Origin of the sequence: Protaetiibacter larvae (genome assembly GCF_008365275.1) — a bacterium.
Classification (GTDB): Bacteria; Actinomycetota; Actinomycetes; order Actinomycetales; family Microbacteriaceae; genus Homoserinibacter; species Homoserinibacter larvae.
Genome location: NZ_CP043504.1, coordinates 1,302,704 through 1,316,560 on the forward strand (window position 1 = coordinate 1,302,704; position 13,857 = coordinate 1,316,560).

The 13,857-nt window shown below is 71.4% G+C and carries 14 protein-coding genes; 9 read left to right on the plus strand and 5 right to left on the minus strand.

The features are described from left to right. Positions 1–17: 17 nt before the first annotated feature. Entirely contained in the window at positions 18–923 is a 906-nt protein-coding gene (gene efeU / locus FLP23_RS06110; RefSeq protein WP_149325034.1) for an iron uptake transporter permease EfeU, read from the minus strand. A 102-nt stretch (positions 924–1,025) separates the two neighbouring features. Between efeU and FLP23_RS06115 the strand changes: the two genes are divergently transcribed. From FLP23_RS06115 to FLP23_RS06130, 4 genes are read left to right on the plus strand one after another with little or no spacing between them, the layout of a single operon-like run. After that, positions 1,026–1,418, plus strand: a complete 393-nt coding sequence (locus tag FLP23_RS06115) for a hypothetical protein (protein WP_149325035.1) — start codon at positions 1,026–1,028, stop codon at positions 1,416–1,418. A 9-nt stretch (positions 1,419–1,427) separates the two neighbouring features. Next, positions 1,428–1,748, plus strand: coding sequence for a ferredoxin (gene fdxA / locus FLP23_RS06120; protein WP_149325036.1), 321 nt, complete (start codon positions 1,428–1,430; stop codon positions 1,746–1,748). Between the two features lie 3 nt (positions 1,749–1,751). After that, positions 1,752–2,858, plus strand: a complete 1,107-nt coding sequence (gene dapC, locus FLP23_RS06125; RefSeq protein ID WP_149325037.1) for a succinyldiaminopimelate transaminase — start codon at positions 1,752–1,754, stop codon at positions 2,856–2,858. Continuing rightward, on the plus strand, positions 2,855–4,150 hold the full coding sequence (locus tag FLP23_RS06130; protein ID WP_149325038.1) for a citrate synthase: 1,296 nt from the start codon (positions 2,855–2,857) through the stop codon (positions 4,148–4,150). The genes dapC and FLP23_RS06130 overlap by 4 nt, the downstream gene beginning before the upstream one ends. Before the next feature lie 391 nt (positions 4,151–4,541). On the opposite strand, the gene FLP23_RS06135 is transcribed toward FLP23_RS06130, so the two are convergent. Continuing rightward, entirely contained in the window at positions 4,542–5,402 is an 861-nt protein-coding gene (locus FLP23_RS06135; protein ID WP_149325039.1) for a DUF559 domain-containing protein, read from the minus strand. A gap of 252 nt (positions 5,403–5,654) precedes the next feature. Further along, positions 5,655–6,581, minus strand: coding sequence for a 2,3,4,5-tetrahydropyridine-2,6-dicarboxylate N-succinyltransferase (dapD, locus tag FLP23_RS06140; RefSeq protein ID WP_149325040.1), 927 nt, complete (start codon positions 6,579–6,581; stop codon positions 5,655–5,657). 33 nt (positions 6,582–6,614) lie between these two features. Here dapD and dapE point away from each other — a divergent pair, with 33 nt between their 5' ends. The 3 genes from dapE (at position 6,615) to FLP23_RS06155 (ending at position 9,166) form a co-directional block, all read left to right on the plus strand. Beyond that, complete coding sequence (gene dapE, locus FLP23_RS06145) at positions 6,615–7,700, plus strand: succinyl-diaminopimelate desuccinylase (protein WP_149325041.1); 1,086 nt, start codon at positions 6,615–6,617, stop codon at positions 7,698–7,700. After that, positions 7,679–8,920, plus strand: coding sequence for a hypothetical protein (locus tag FLP23_RS06150; protein WP_246139918.1), 1,242 nt, complete (start codon positions 7,679–7,681; stop codon positions 8,918–8,920). Before dapE ends, FLP23_RS06150 begins: the two co-directional genes overlap by 22 nt. A gap of 75 nt (positions 8,921–8,995) precedes the next feature. Next, positions 8,996–9,166, plus strand: coding sequence for a DUF3117 domain-containing protein (locus tag FLP23_RS06155; RefSeq protein ID WP_120762851.1), 171 nt, complete (start codon positions 8,996–8,998; stop codon positions 9,164–9,166). Between the two features lie 23 nt (positions 9,167–9,189). On the opposite strand, the gene FLP23_RS06160 is transcribed toward FLP23_RS06155, so the two are convergent. Next, positions 9,190–9,822, minus strand: coding sequence for an O-methyltransferase (locus tag FLP23_RS06160; RefSeq protein WP_149325042.1), 633 nt, complete (start codon positions 9,820–9,822; stop codon positions 9,190–9,192). A gap of 74 nt (positions 9,823–9,896) precedes the next feature. Between FLP23_RS06160 and FLP23_RS06165 the strand changes: the two genes are divergently transcribed. Continuing rightward, a complete protein-coding gene (locus FLP23_RS06165; protein ID WP_149325043.1) occupies positions 9,897–10,277 on the plus strand; it encodes a sec-independent translocase in 381 nt (126 codons plus the stop codon). Between the two features lie 48 nt (positions 10,278–10,325). Here FLP23_RS06165 and FLP23_RS06170 read toward each other — a convergent pair whose 3' ends face one another. Continuing rightward, positions 10,326–11,876 (minus strand): succinic semialdehyde dehydrogenase, encoded by a 1,551-nt coding sequence (locus FLP23_RS06170; protein ID WP_149325044.1) that lies wholly within the window; start codon positions 11,874–11,876, stop codon positions 10,326–10,328. Positions 11,877–12,206: 330 nt separating this feature from the next. Here FLP23_RS06170 and FLP23_RS06175 point away from each other — a divergent pair, with 330 nt between their 5' ends. Continuing rightward, complete coding sequence (locus FLP23_RS06175; protein WP_149325045.1) at positions 12,207–13,601, plus strand: HNH endonuclease signature motif containing protein; 1,395 nt, start codon at positions 12,207–12,209, stop codon at positions 13,599–13,601. Positions 13,602–13,857: the final 256 nt, after the last annotated feature.

A 13,857-nucleotide genomic window follows, 5' to 3' on the forward strand; every position in this document is an offset into this window, starting at 1 on the left:
CGATGCTGACGGGTGGTTCAGGCTGTGGGTTCCACCGCGTCCGGTGCCGCACGGGACGGCAACGGGCTGCCGCTCGGCCCGCGGGCCGCCGCGGGTGCGGCGGGGCGGGGGGAGCGGCGGCTGAGGCGGAGGAACACAGCGCTCGTCACGACGATGTAGGCGAGCCACGCGATGAACTGAGCCCAGCTGGGCTCGGGGGTGAAGTTGAAGATGCCGGCGAGCAGCGCACCGTACCAGCTGGTGGCGGGCACGAGGTGGGCGAGGCTGAAGGCGGGCTGACCCCAGCCGGGGATGAGGCCGGCCTCCTGCAGGTCGCCGATGCCGTAGGCGAGCACCCCGGCGGCGACGAGGATGAGGAACAGGCCCGTCCAGCGGAAGAAGACCGCGAGGTTGATCCGCACGAAGCCGCGGTAGATCAGGTACGCGATGACGACCGCGGCGAGGATGCCGAGCACGGCGCCGATCGTGCCGAGCACGGGCTCGCCGGTCGACTTGACGCTCGCCCACACGAAGAGCGCCGTCTCGACGCCCTCGCGGCCCACCGCGACGACCCCGAGCAGCACGAGACCCCAGCCGGATCCGTTGGCGCCTCGCGCGAGCACGTCGTCGAGCTCGTGCTCGAGCTCGCCGCGGAGGCCCCGGGCGTGCCGCAGCATCCAGAAGATCATCCAGGTGACGAGCCCGACCGCGACGATCGACAGCCCGCCGCCGAGCAGCTCCTGGGCCTGGAAGCTCAGGCCGTAGGGGCCCCAGGTGAGCACAGCGCCCACGCCGAGCGAGACCGCGATCGCGATGCCGATCCCGATCCACAGGCGCGGCAGCAGCTCGTCCCGCCCGAGCTTCTTGAGGTATGCCACGAGGATGCCGACGACGAGGCCGGCTTCGAGGCCTTCTCTCAGGCCGATGAGCGCGTTGGCGAGCACGGGAGCTTTCGGGGGTGGGATTTCGGTAAGGCTATCCTTACCGCTCGATCACCCTACGCCCGCCTCGCCCCGGTGTCCAATGCGGCGGGATATCGTGGCGATATGAGCCGCACGCCCCGCATCCTCGTGGAGATCGGGATCGGCGTGCTGGCGTTCGCCGTCGGTGCGGCCGTCGGCGTCATCACCACCTTCACGCACCGGCAGCTGCCGCCGTGGGGCCTCATCGCAGGGCTGCTCATCGTCGCGGCGCTCATCGCAGGCCTGCGGCTCGCGTTCGAGGGCCGCCTCGCCGCGGGCGCCGCAGCGCTCGGGGTGCTCCTCGCCGTGGCCGTGCTGTCGCTGCAGACGAGCGGCGGATCCGTGCTCATCGCGGGAGACGCCCTGGGAGTCGTGTGGGGGGTCGGCCCGACCCTCGTGGCGGCCGTCGCGGTCGCCTGGCCGAGGCCGCGCCCGCGGCCCGTCCCGCGGCCGGAAGCGCCGTCGGACACGGAATAGGATGAACAGGTGACCTACGTCATCGCCCTCCCCTGCGTGGATGTCAAGGACCGCGCCTGCATCGACGAATGCCCCGTCGACTGCATCTACGAGGGCGACCGCATGCTCTACATCCACCCCGACGAGTGCGTCGACTGCGGGGCGTGCGAGCCGGTCTGCCCCGTCGAGGCCATCTACTACGAAGACGACCTGCCCGAGCAGTGGGCCGACTACTACAAGGCCAACGTCGAGTTCTTCGAGGAGATCGGATCGCCGGGCGGCGCCGCGAAGGTCGGCGTCATCGCCGGCGACCACCCGCTCGTCACCGCGCTCCCGCCCCAGGGCGAGTAAGGCATGACGCTCGCGCTCCCCGACTTCCCCTGGGACCTCCTCGTCCCCTACGCGGATGAGGCGCGCGCGCATCCCGGCGGCATCGTCGACCTCTCGGTCGGTTCGCCCGTCGACCCGACGCCGCAGGCCGTGCGCGAGGCGCTCGCGGCGGCGACCGACGCCCACGCCTACCCGCTGACCTCGGGCACCCCGCAGCTGCGCGAGGCGATCGTCGACTGGTACTCCCGCCGTCGCGGCGTGCCGGACCTCAGCGTCGCCAACGTGATCCCCACCATCGGCTCGAAGGAGTTCGTGGCGCTGCTGCCGACCCTGCTCGGGCTCGGACCGGGCGACGTCGTCGTGCAGCCCACCGCCGCGTACCCCAGCTACGCGGTCGGCGCGGCGGTCGTCGGCGCCACCGTTCTCTCCTCGGACGAGCCCGAGGAGTGGCCGGACGCGACGCGACTCGTCTGGCTCAACAGCCCCGGCAACCCCGACGGGCGCGTGCACTCGCTCGAGTTCCTGCGCCGCGCCGTCGTGCGGGCGCGCGAACTCGGCGCGGTCATCGCCAACGACGAGTGCTATGCGGAGCTCGACTGGGGATCGGATGAGCCGACCCCGAGCATCCTGCACCCCGAGGTCACGCAGGGATCGCGTCGCCTCACCCTCTCGGTCTACTCGCTCTCGAAGCAGTCGAACCTCGCCGGCTACCGCGCCGGATTCGTCGCCGGATGCAGCGACCTGGTCGGCGAACTGCTCGCCGCCCGCAAGCACCTCGGCCTCATCCCGCCCGCCCCCGTGCAGGCCGCGATGGTGGCGGCGCTCGGCGACGACGCGCACGTCGCGGCCCAGAAGGAGCGCTACCGCGCCCGCCGCGAGCAGCTCGCGACCGCGCTCGAGGCGGCCGGGTTCCGCATCGACGGCTCCGCGGCGGGGCTGTACCTGTGGGCGAGCCGCGACGAGGACTCCTGGGAGAGCGTCGCGGCGCTCGCGCGCCTCGGCATCCTCGTGGCGCCGGGCTCGTTCTACGGCGCCGCAGGCGACCGCCACGTGCGCGTGGCGCTCACCGCGACCGACGAGAGGATCGGCGAGGCGGCGGCACGCCTGGCCGCCGGTAGGGTGGATGGGTGAGCGAGACGACAGGCGCCGAGAAGGCCACACTGCAGCTCGGCGACCGCATCGCCGAGTTCCCCGTGCTGCGCGCCACCGACGGCCGTGACGTCGTCGACCTGTCGACCTTCACCCGCCAGACCGGGCACAACACCTTCGACCCCGGGTTCGTGAACACCGCCGCCACCCGCAGCGCCATCACCTACATCGACGGCGACGAAGGCATCCTGCGCTACCGCGGCTACGCCATCGAGGATCTCGCCCAGAACTCCACCTACCTCGAGGTCGCCTGGCTGCTCATCTACGGCGAGCTGCCCACCCAGGGCGAGCTCGCCGAGTTCTCGGAGAAGGTGCGCCGCCACACCCTCCTGCACGAGGACCTCAAGCGCTTCTTCTCCGCGCTGCCGCACACCGCCCACCCCATGTCGGTGCTGTCGTCGGCCGTCTCCGCGCTGTCCACCTACTACGAGGACTCCCTCGACCCGCGCAACCCCGAGATGGTCGAGCTGTCGACCGTCCGCCTGCTCGCGAAGCTGCCGGTGATCGCCGCCTACGCGCACAAGAAGACGCTCGGGCAGGCGTTCCTCTACCCCGACAACTCGCTCGACTTCGTCGAGAACTTCCTCAAGCTCAACTTCGGCAACCTCGCCGAGCTGTACCAGGTGAACCCGGTGCTCGTGAAGGCGCTCGACCGGCTGCTCATCCTGCACGAGGACCACGAGCAGAACGCCTCCACATCGACGGTGCGCCTGGTCGGTTCGACCGAGGCCAACCTGTTCGCGTCCGTGTCGGCCGGCATCAACGCCCTCTACGGACCGCTCCACGGCGGCGCGAACGAGGCGGTGCTCACGATGCTCGCCCGCATCCGCGACTCGGGCGAGAGCGTCGGCAAGTTCGTGGAGCGGGTGAAGGCCAAGGAGGACGGCATCCGCCTCATGGGCTTCGGGCATCGTGTCTACAAGAACTACGACCCGCGCGCGAAGCTCGTCAAGGAGTCCGCCGACGAGGTGCTCGCGGACCTCGGCGTGAAGGATCCGCTGCTCGACATCGCGAAGGAGCTCGAGCAGATCGCCCTCAACGACGAGTACTTCCAGGAGCGACGCCTGTACCCGAACGTCGACTTCTACACGGGTGTCATCTACAAGGCGATGGGCTTCCCCACCCGGATGTTCACGGTGCTGTTCGCGATCGGCCGACTGCCCGGCTGGATCGCCCACTGGCGCGAGGCGAACGCCGACCCCGGCACCAAGATCGGTCGCCCCCAGCAGCTCTACGTGGGCCCGCCGGCCCGCCCCTGGCCTTCCGGCCGCTGATCCCGGCGCGCCTCCGCCGCACGCCCCTCCGCCACCCCAGAAATGCAGGAGTTCCGTCGACCGAACCCCGGATTCCCCGGGATCCGGTCGCATCCGCGCCCGTTTCTCCTGCATTTCTGAGGCGCCCTGCGATCCCGGCGGGTGTCGATCCCGTCGGGGCGCCGAGCGTGCCGCGCCGCACCATCACCCCAGAAACGCAGGAGCTTCGGGTGGCGAGGCCCGGCATTCCGGGGTGGACGGATGACCGGCGGCGGTTTCTCCTGCATTTCTGGGGAAGGGCGGGGCAGCGCGAGGCAGGGCGGGGAAGGGCGGGAAGGGCGGGGCAGGCTCAGCTGGGGCCCGGGGAGAGAGCGGGTGCGGTGGGGTGGGAGGACGTGCGACCGGATCGCGCTCAGCTGTGGTCGTTGCGGGCGATCGCCGCGCGGATCGCCGTGAGCACCTCGTCGGGCCGGTAGACCACCTGCGCGTAGCTGAAACGCAGCACCCGGTATCCGAGGGCGCTCAGCTTCGCGTCGCGCGCCCGGTCGTGTTCGAATCCGAGATGGTCGCCATGGAACTCCCGCCCGTCGACCTCGATGACCAGCCGGTCGCCGATCAGGAAGTCCACGCGCATGTCATCGATCCACTCCTGGATCCGAACCGAGATGCGGGCGCGGATCAGCAGCCCGCGAAGCACCGATTCGGGGAAGGAGCCGGACGCTGCGTCCGCGGCCTCGACGATCCACCGCGCGTGCCGGGGCAGGCGGCGCAGCAGGATGAGCAGCTCGCGACGCCGGATGAGGCCCAGGGCGAGCGCGCTGTCGAGCGACCCGAGCACCCACTCCGAGCGGAAGCACTTGGCGAGATCGACGATGCACTCCACGGGCGTCGCCCGGAAGCGGTCGAACGGCGCGCAAGGTCGCCAGTGGATGCGGATGCGGGGATCGGGTTCCTCGGACAGCCGCACCCTCATGTCGCCGGCGGTCCGCATCCGTGCGTGGCGTGGCGGGGCGGTGACGTGCAGGCGATCGTCGGGCGGCGTCCACATGCCGAAGGTCCGCGCCGCGCTCACACAGCCGAGCAGCCCGCCCACGCGCCACGCGGCGGCGAGCAGTTCGTCGACTCCGGGCAGGGCGTACCAGCCCTGCCGAATCCGCCGAACCCATCCGTGACGGGCCGCGTAGCTCAGCGCGGAGTAGCTCCATCCACGGCGCAGCAGGGCGAAGGCGGGGGCGAGGCCGCCGAGTTCGCGGATGTCGTTGCGCAGGTCCATCTGGCGACTGTCGCGCGTTGCGTGGACGGGGTGGCATCGCATCCGCGGCGCGGGGGCAACCCCGACCGTCCGCTCGGTGGGGAGGAGACGACAGCCTCAGAAATGCAGGAGACTCCGGGAACCGACCTCGGGTTGACAGGGTCGGCGGGCTCGAGTCGGCAAAAACTCCTGCATTTCTGGGAGGAGCCAGGGGAGGAGTCGGAGAAATGGCGGGGGAGGAGTGGGGGCGCGGCCGGGGGAGCGGCCGGCGGCTCAGGCGTGCAGGGCGGCGTTCAGTCGGATGCCGTGGCCGGCGCGGGGAAGCGCCTCGACCGCACCCGTCTGCGAGTTGCGGCGGAACAGGATGCCAGGAACGCCCGAGAGCTCCACGGCCTTGATGACGCGCGGCGCGCCCGAGCCGTCGAGCAGCGTCACCTTGGTGCCGGCCGTCACGTAGAGTCCGGCCTCCACGACGGAGTCGTCGCCGATCGAGATGCCGATGCCCGAGTTCGCTCCGAGCAGGGCGCGCTCGCCGATCACCACGCGCTCCGTCCCGCCTCCCGAGAGGGTGCCCATGATGGATGCGCCGCCGCCGATGTCGGAGCCGTCGCCGACGACGACGCCCTGCGAGATCCGCCCCTCCACCATCGAGGTCCCGAGGGTGCCGGCGTTGAAGTTCACGAAACCCTCATGCATGACGGTCGTGCCCGGCGCGAGGTGCGCGCCGAGGCGCACGCGCGAGGCGTCGGCGATGCGCACCCGGTCGGGCACCACGTAGTCGACGAGCCGCGGGAACTTGTCGATGCCGAGCACCGACACCCCCGCGCGCTGCAGCCGTGCCCGTGCATCCCGCAGCGTGTCGGGATGCACGGGGCCGGCGGTCGTCCAGGCGACGATCGGCAGGTGCCCGAACACCCCGTCGAGGTTGAGGCCGTTGGGTGCGACGAGCAGGTGCGACAGCAGGTGGAGGCGCAGGTAGGCGTCGGGGGTGGATGCGGGGGGCGCGTCGAGCTCGACCTCGACGAGCACCGGCTCCGTGCGCACCCCGCGTACGACGTCCTCGCCGACGCCCGTGAGCACCGCCTCGGGCACGGCGGCATCCGTCGCGGCCGCACCCAGGGCGGGCGCGGGATACCAGGTGTCGAGCACCGTCCCGTCGGCGGCGATCGTGGCGAGTCCGTGGCCCCAGGCGGTCGTCATGGTGCCAGGGTATCGGCTCGCTAGGCTGGCTCCGTGCCCGCGCTCGATGCTTTCGCCCCCGTCGCCGAGCTCACGCGGCAGCTCGTCGACATCCGCTCCGAGTCGGGCGACGAGGCCGCCGTCGCGGATGCCATCGAGGCGGTCGTGCGCGCCGCGCCGCACCTCGAGGTGGTGCGCGACGGCAATGTGATCGTCGCCCGCACCCGCCTGGGCCGCGCACAGCGCGTGGTGATCGCGGGCCACATCGACACCGTGCCGATCAACGGCAATGTGCCGTCCTGGCTCGGGGATGGCGTCGACGGCCCGGTGCTGTGGGGTCGCGGGACGGTCGACATGAAGGCGGGCTGCGCCGTCGCGCTCGCGCTCGCCGTGCAGCTGCCCGAGCCCGCGGTCGACGTCACCTGGGTCTGGTACGACAACGAGGAGGTCGACTCGAGTCTCAACGGTCTCGGCCGCATCGCCCGCGAGCGGCCGGAGCTGCTGGCGGCCGACTTCGCGATCCTCGGCGAACCGAGCGGGGCCGAGGTGGAGGGCGGATGCAACGGCACCATCCGCGTCGACGTCACCACCCGCGGCCGCCGCGCGCATTCCGCACGTGCGTGGATGGGCGAGAACGCCATCCACGCCGTCGCTCCTGTGCTCGCGCGCCTCGCGGCGTACCGGGCGCGCGAGGTGGAGGTGGACGGGCTCGTGTATCGCGAGAGCCTGTCGGCGGTGCGGATCTCGGGCGGGGTGGCCGGCAACGTGATCCCCGATGAGACCACCGTGCACGTCAACTACCGTTTCGCCCCCAGTCGCAGCGGCGCCGAGGCGCTGGCGCACCTCGAGGAGCTTTTCGCGGGGTTGCCCGTCGAGATCACGGTGGCCGACCTGGCCGAGGGCGCCCGCCCCGGCCTCGATGCGCCGCTCGCGCAGCAGTTCGTGGCCGCGGTGGGCGCCGAGGCTCGCCCCAAGTACGGCTGGACGGATGTGGCCCGCTTCAGCGCCCTTGGCATCCCGGCCGTGAACTTCGGCCCGGGCGACCCCTCGCTCGCCCACGCCGATGACGAGCGGGTGCCGCTCGCGCAGATCGACCGCGTCGAGACGGCCCTGCGCCGATGGCTGACCGCAGTGGTGTGATGCTCCGGCTGCGGGTGCTCTGGCGCCTCACGCCGTGGTGGGCGCGGGTGCTGCTCGTGTTCGCGGCGTCCCGGGTGGTGACGAGCGCCGTCATGCTCGTCTTCGCGGGCGTCGAAGGGCGTGCGAACGGCACCGCGACGCCCGACTTCTTCACCTTCGCGAGCAACTGGGACGGCCAGTGGTATTACCGCATCGCGCTCATCGGCTACCCGACCGAGCTGCCCGTCGACGCCGACGGGCACGTCACCGAGAACGCGTGGGCGTTCCTGCCGCTGTACCCCATGCTGCTGTCGGTGTTCGTGCGGATCGGGTTGCCGTTCCCGGTGGTGGCCGTGGTGGTGTCGCTGCTGGCGGGGGCCGTCGCCGCCCTGCTGTTCGAGCGGCTGCTGCGCGAGGCGGGGCTCTCGCCGGGCACCGCGCTGTTCGGGGTCGTGCTGCTGTGCACCGCACCGCTCTCGCCGCTGTTCCAGGTGGCGTACGCGGAGGCGCTCGGTCTCGCCCTGCTGTTCGGGGCGCTGCTGCTCGTGCAGCGGCAGCGTTTCGTGGCGGTGATCCCGGTCGTGGTGCTGCTGGCCTTCACCCGGCCGTCGGCGCTGGCCTTCGCACTCTTCCTGCTGCTGTACCTCGTGGTGCGCATCGTGCGGGCGCGCCGGGATGCGCGGGCGCATCCGCTGCCCGCCGGGGAGTTCGCCGGGATCGTCGTCGCGGGTCTCGTGAGCGCCGCCGCGGGGTTCGCCTGGCCCGCGATCGCCTGGGCGGTGACCGGCGTTCCCTCGGCCTACCTCGATACCGAGCTCGCCTGGCGCGCGGGCTACGTCGGGTTCGGGCACCTCGTGCCGTTCCAGGGATGGATGCAGGGCCTGGCCTTCTGGTTGCGCTTCGCGGGGGTCCCGGATGCCGCGGCAGGCGCGCTCGGCGTCGTCCTCGTCCTCGTGCTGGCGGCGGCGTTCGCCGCGTTCCTGTTCAGTCCGTGGGCGCGGCGGCTGGGCGTCGAACTGCGCCTGTGGCTCGCGGCCTACGCCGTCTATCTGTTCGCGGTGTTCTTCCCGCAGTCGAGCACCTGGCGACTGCTGATGCCGCTCGCCCCCGCGCTGGGGGCCTTCGCGGTGCCGCGGTCGCGGCTGTGGCGTGCGGGGCTCGTCGTGCTCGGGGTGGTGGCGCAGCTGCTGTGGGTCGACGCGGTGTGGTGGCGCGGCCCCGGCGACTGGAGCCCGCCGTAGCGAGACGTCCCCCGATTCGTGCGTGTCGGCGCGATACGGGATAATGAGGAGGTAACCGTTGAAAGGGGACATCTCATGGCAGCCATGAAGCCGAGGACCGGTGACGGCCCGATGGAGGCTGTGAAGGAGGGTCGCCTCATCATCGTGCGCGTTCCGCTCGAAGGCGGCGGCCGCCTCGTGGTCTCGGTCAACGACGACGAGGCCAAGGAGCTCCACGACGCCCTCGCGAGCGTCATCGCCGGCTGAGACCGACAGCGGCGGCTGCGGGCTCAGTCGCCCGTCTTGACCAGCTGAAGCAAGCCGTCGCCCGCAATGCTGAGGGCGGCGGTCACCGCGCTCGACTCCGCGATCGTCGTGAGCAGCGCCCGGAAGTCGGCGACCGTCTCGTCGCGCTGAGCCGGATCGGCGACGCGCCCCTTCCACAGCGCGTGAGCGACCGCGACGATGCCGCCCTTCCGCGCGATCCGCAGACCGTGCTCCACGTAGTCGAGCACGGATGCCGGGTCGGCATCCACGAGCACGAGGTCGTAGGCGCCGTCGTTCATGCGCGGCAGCACCTCGCGTGCGCGGCCGGAGATGAGGCGCACCCGGGCCTGCCCGATCCCGGCCTCGGTGAACGACTGGCGGGCGCGCTGCTGGTGGTCCACCTCGACGTCGATCGTCGTGAGCGTCGCTTTCGGGGCGCCCTGCAGCAGCCACAGGCCGCTCACGCCCGCGCCGGTGCCGATCTCGAGGATGCTCTTCGCGTCGATCGCCGCCGCGAGCACCGCGAGCTGCGCGCCGACCGCGGGGGAGATCGGGTCGATGCCGAGCTCGAGCGAATGCTGGCGCGCGCCCTGGGTGGCCGGGGGCTCCGCCGGGAACTCCTCGGCGAACTTCCAGCTCAGGTCCTTCTCGGCCACGCGTCCTCCGATCGGGCAGTAGGGGCACACCCAGACTAGGGCCGGGCACAGGCGACGCCGGTTATCCTGAGCGGGTGTCCTTCGGGTTGACCTTCGACAAGCTGATCATCATCCTGGTGATCGCCGTGTTCCTGGTCGGCCCCGAACGGCTGCCCGGCTACGCGGCCCAGCTCGCGCGGTTGACGCGTTCGCTGCGGAACATGGCCAACGGCGCCAAGGATCGCATGCGCGAGGAGATGGGACCGGAGTTCGACGAGGTCGACTGGGCCAAGCTCGATCCGCGCAAGTACGACCCGCGGCGCATCATCCGCGACGCGCTGCTCGAGGACGAGCCCGCGGCGGTCGCGGCGGTCGCCGCGGCGCCCAGTCGACGCGGGGCTGCGACCGCCTACGAGCTGCGGCAGCGACGGCTCGGCAAGGGCGCGGTGCCGCCCTTCGACGGCGAGGCGACCTGAGGGACCGAGGTGATCGAGGAGCGCCGCCGCAGGCGTCGCGCCTCGAGGTCACCGCCGGCGGATGCCCTTGAGCGCCTTGAGCGCCACCACCATGAGCCCGGTCAGCTTCGCGAACTCGGGACCGGTGCGCGGCAGCTGCATGAGACCCGTCGACTCGGCCACCGTCGTCGCGTCGGTGAAGCGGGTGAGCCCGTCGACCCCGTTGCGGCGACCCAGTCCCGACTGCTTCACCCCGCCCATCGGGGCGTCGATCGAGCCGAAGGTGGCGCGGTAGCCCTCGTTGATGTTGACGGATCCCGCCCTCAGCCGCGCGGCGACGGCGCGTGCCCGGCGGCGCGAACCGCTCATCACGGAGGCGTTGAGGCCGAACTCGGTGTCGTTGGCGGCGGCGACCGCGGCATCCGCATCGTCCACCACGGTGACGGCGACGAGCGGGCCGAAGGTCTCGTGCCCGAAGCACTGCATCTCGGCTGTCACGTCGGTGAGCACGGTCGGCTCGATCATGTAGGGACCGAGGTCGGGGCGGACGGAGCCGCCCGCGAGCACGGTGGCGCCCTTCGCGACCGCGTCGTCGAGGTGGTCGGTGACGCGGGCGAGCTGGGCGGCGCTCGCGAGCGAGCCGACGTCCGCGGTGTAGTCGAAGTCGGTGCCCAGCGAGAGGTGGGCGACGCGTTCGGCGAACGCCGGGATGAAGCGGTCGGCGACGCCCTTCTCGACGTAGATGCGCTCGACCGAGACGCACAGCTGCCCGGCGGCGGAGAAGCATCCGTAGGCGGCATCCGCGGCGGCCTTCTCGGGGTTCACATCGTCGAGCACGATGAGCGGGTTCTTGCCGCCGAGCTCGAGGGAGGCGCCGATGAGCCGGCCCGCCGCGCGCTGGGCGACCGTGCGACCGGTGGCCGTGGACCCTGTGAAGCACACGTAGTCGGCCTGGTCGATGACCGCGGAGCCGATCTCGGCGCCGGGGCCGGTGACCACCGCCCAGAGCTCGGGCGGCAGTCCCGCGTCGACGAAGGCGCGACGGGCGAGCAGTACCGAGAGGGTGCCCTGGTCGTCGGCCTTCTGCAGCACGCCGTTGCCGGTGGCGAGTGCGGGGGCGATGTCCATGAGGGCGAGGCTGAGCGGGTAGTTCCACGGGGTGATGACGCCGATCAGGCCCTTGGGGGTGCGGCGCACGCGCGTGCGCCAGACGAGGGGGATGCCGGCGCGGCGGGCGCTCGTGCCCAGGATGCGGCGGGCGCTGAGGGCCGCGTAGCGGGTGGCGGCGGCGGAGGTGAAGACCTCCTCGAAGGCCTGGCCGCGGGTCTTGCCGGTCTCGGACTGCACCGCATCCAGCAGCAGTTCGCGGCGTTCGAGGAAGAGGTCGTGACCCCTCAGGAGCACGGCGCGGCGGTGGGCGTCGCCCGCGGCCGCCCAGGCGCGCTGGGCGTCGCGCACGCGAGCGGCGGCGTCCTGCACCTCGGCGACCGTCGAGTGGGGGAGCGTGTACAGCTCCTCGCCCGTGAAGGGGGCGATGACCGAGACGGGAGGCGCTGTGCGGCCGGCGAGCTCCTTCGTGAGCTCGTCGGCGAGCGACCGGGGCAGCAGTGAGCCGGGCATGCGTCGAGTCTAAGTGGGACGCTCGTCCCACTTCTCCGCCCCACACGGGGGTGGCCCACCCTCGTTGGTTGAGTGCCGCCGGAGGCGGCGTGCCCGTTGCTTAAGTGCCGCCGGAGGCGGCGTGCCCGTTGCTTGAGTTGCCGCCGGAGGCGCCGCCCCCCGTTGGTCGAGTTGCCGCCGGAGGTGCCCCACCCTCGTTGGTTGAGTAGCCGCCGGAGGCGGCGTATCGAAACCACCCCCAGCCCCTCCTCCACAGAACTGTGTTCGACCCGTGATCCACGAATTGTTGGTGATGATAGCATTCTCGTTCGATCGATGGGATGATGGATCATGCCCTCGATCCCCGCCCTCCTCGCCACCATCGGCGACACGACGACAGCTGTGGTGTTGCCGGTGGTGGGGGTGCTGTCGGATCAGGAACTGGTGGACGGGCAACGGCTCATCGCCCAGGTGCGTCGGCGGCTGGATGCGGTGGCTGCGGCGGTCGCGGGGGAGATCGCCCACCGGTCCCGCCGCGAGCTCGGACACGACGGACTGGCCGCCCGCCGAGGTCAACGTTCCGCAGAGGGGCTGATCTCCCAGTTGACGGGCGGGTCGACGCGTGACGCACACACCCTCGTGAAGGCTGCGCAACTGCTTCCGGTGGCGGAACGGCGCCCGGATGCGGCCCCGGTCGCCCGATGGCTTCAGCTGATCGGGGACGCGGTCGCTCAGGCCACGATCTCGGTGGATGCGGCAGAGGTGATCCGCACCCGCCTCACCCAAGCCGCCAGGGACTCCGATGACATGGCCCGCCTGGACGCGCTCGCGAACGCCGCGGAGACTCTCGTCCAGGCGGCGCCGCTGCTGACCCTGGAGCAGCTCGCGACCCGTGCCGGGCGCCTGCGCGACGAACTCGACCTCGCCGGCATCGCCGCCCGTGAGGAACAGTTGCGTGACAAGCGCTCCCTGCGGGTCTCGAAGCAACTCGACGGCATGACCCGCATCACCGGACTGCTGGATCCCGAATCGGCCGCGGTCGTCGTGCCGATCCTCGACGCCGCCACCTCACCCCGACGCGGCGGACCGAGGTTCGTGAACCCGGAGCAGGTGCAACGCGCGGAGGATCTGATGCGGGACCAGCGCACCACCGAGCAACTCACCCTCGACACCCTCGTCGAACTGATCCGGATCGGCTCCCGGGTGGATGACGGGAGACTCCTCGGCGACCGCACACCCGCGGTGCGGATCCTCGTCACGAAGCGCGACCTCGAGACGGTCGGGCCTGATGGTCACCCGGTGGGTGCAGCGTTCTTCGAAGGACAAGACACCGCCGTCTCGATTCAGACGGCGGAACGGTTCATCTGCGCGGGTGGTGCGATCCCGATCCTGTTCGACGGAGACGGGAAGGTCCTCAACCTGGGTCGGGAGCAGCGTCTCTTCACCCGGAAGCAACGCCTCGTCATGGCTGCCCGGGATGGCGGGTGTCTCATGTGCGACCGGCCACCATCCTGGACCGAAGCCCACCACATCAACCACTGGGATCAGCATCACGGCCGTACCGACATCGATGACGGGGTGCTGCTGTGCACGTTCTGCCACCTGAAAGTCCACAACCACGGATGGCGCATCACCCGCACCGGCGCCAACTACCACCTCGTCCACCCCGATGACGACGGCATCCTGAGGCGCACACCCCTGCCCTCCCGCAGCCCCGCCTACGACCGCCTCCGCAACACCGCCTAACCCCCGTGCAACAGCAGCTGGTCGAGGAGCGCCGCCACCGGCGACGCGCCTCGAGACCCCCCCCACCCTGCTGTGCGGGTCTCGATACACGCCGCTACGCGGCGCACTCGACCAACGAGAAACGCCAACCCTCGAGACGCGACAGCCGCGCGCCTCGACCGACGAGGTGCGGCATCCCGCGTTTACTCGTCGGTTGAGTGCCGCCGAAGGCGGCGTATCGAAACCAACACCCACGCACACGTTCCCCGCACCGCGG

What these genes read in the sequence shown, in the direction of transcription:
- FLP23_RS06155 (WP_120762851.1), top strand. Translation starts at nt 8,996, where the DNA reads ATGGCAGCCATGAAGCCGAGGACCGGTGACGGCCCGATGGAGGCTGTG.
- FLP23_RS06170 (WP_149325044.1), bottom strand. Translation starts at nt 11,876, where the DNA reads ATGCCCGGCTCACTGCTGCCCCGGTCGCTCGCCGACGAGCTCACGAAG.
- FLP23_RS06135 (WP_149325039.1), bottom strand. Translation starts at nt 5,402, where the DNA reads ATGGACCTGCGCAACGACATCCGCGAACTCGGCGGCCTCGCCCCCGCC.
- dapC (WP_149325037.1), top strand. Translation starts at nt 1,752, where the DNA reads ATGACGCTCGCGCTCCCCGACTTCCCCTGGGACCTCCTCGTCCCCTAC.
- FLP23_RS06175 (WP_149325045.1), top strand. Translation starts at nt 12,207, where the DNA reads ATGCCCTCGATCCCCGCCCTCCTCGCCACCATCGGCGACACGACGACA.
- FLP23_RS06150 (WP_246139918.1), top strand. Translation starts at nt 7,679, where the DNA reads ATGGCTGACCGCAGTGGTGTGATGCTCCGGCTGCGGGTGCTCTGGCGC.
- FLP23_RS06115 (WP_149325035.1), top strand. Translation starts at nt 1,026, where the DNA reads ATGAGCCGCACGCCCCGCATCCTCGTGGAGATCGGGATCGGCGTGCTG.
- dapD (WP_149325040.1), bottom strand. Translation starts at nt 6,581, where the DNA reads ATGACGACCGCCTGGGGCCACGGACTCGCCACGATCGCCGCCGACGGG.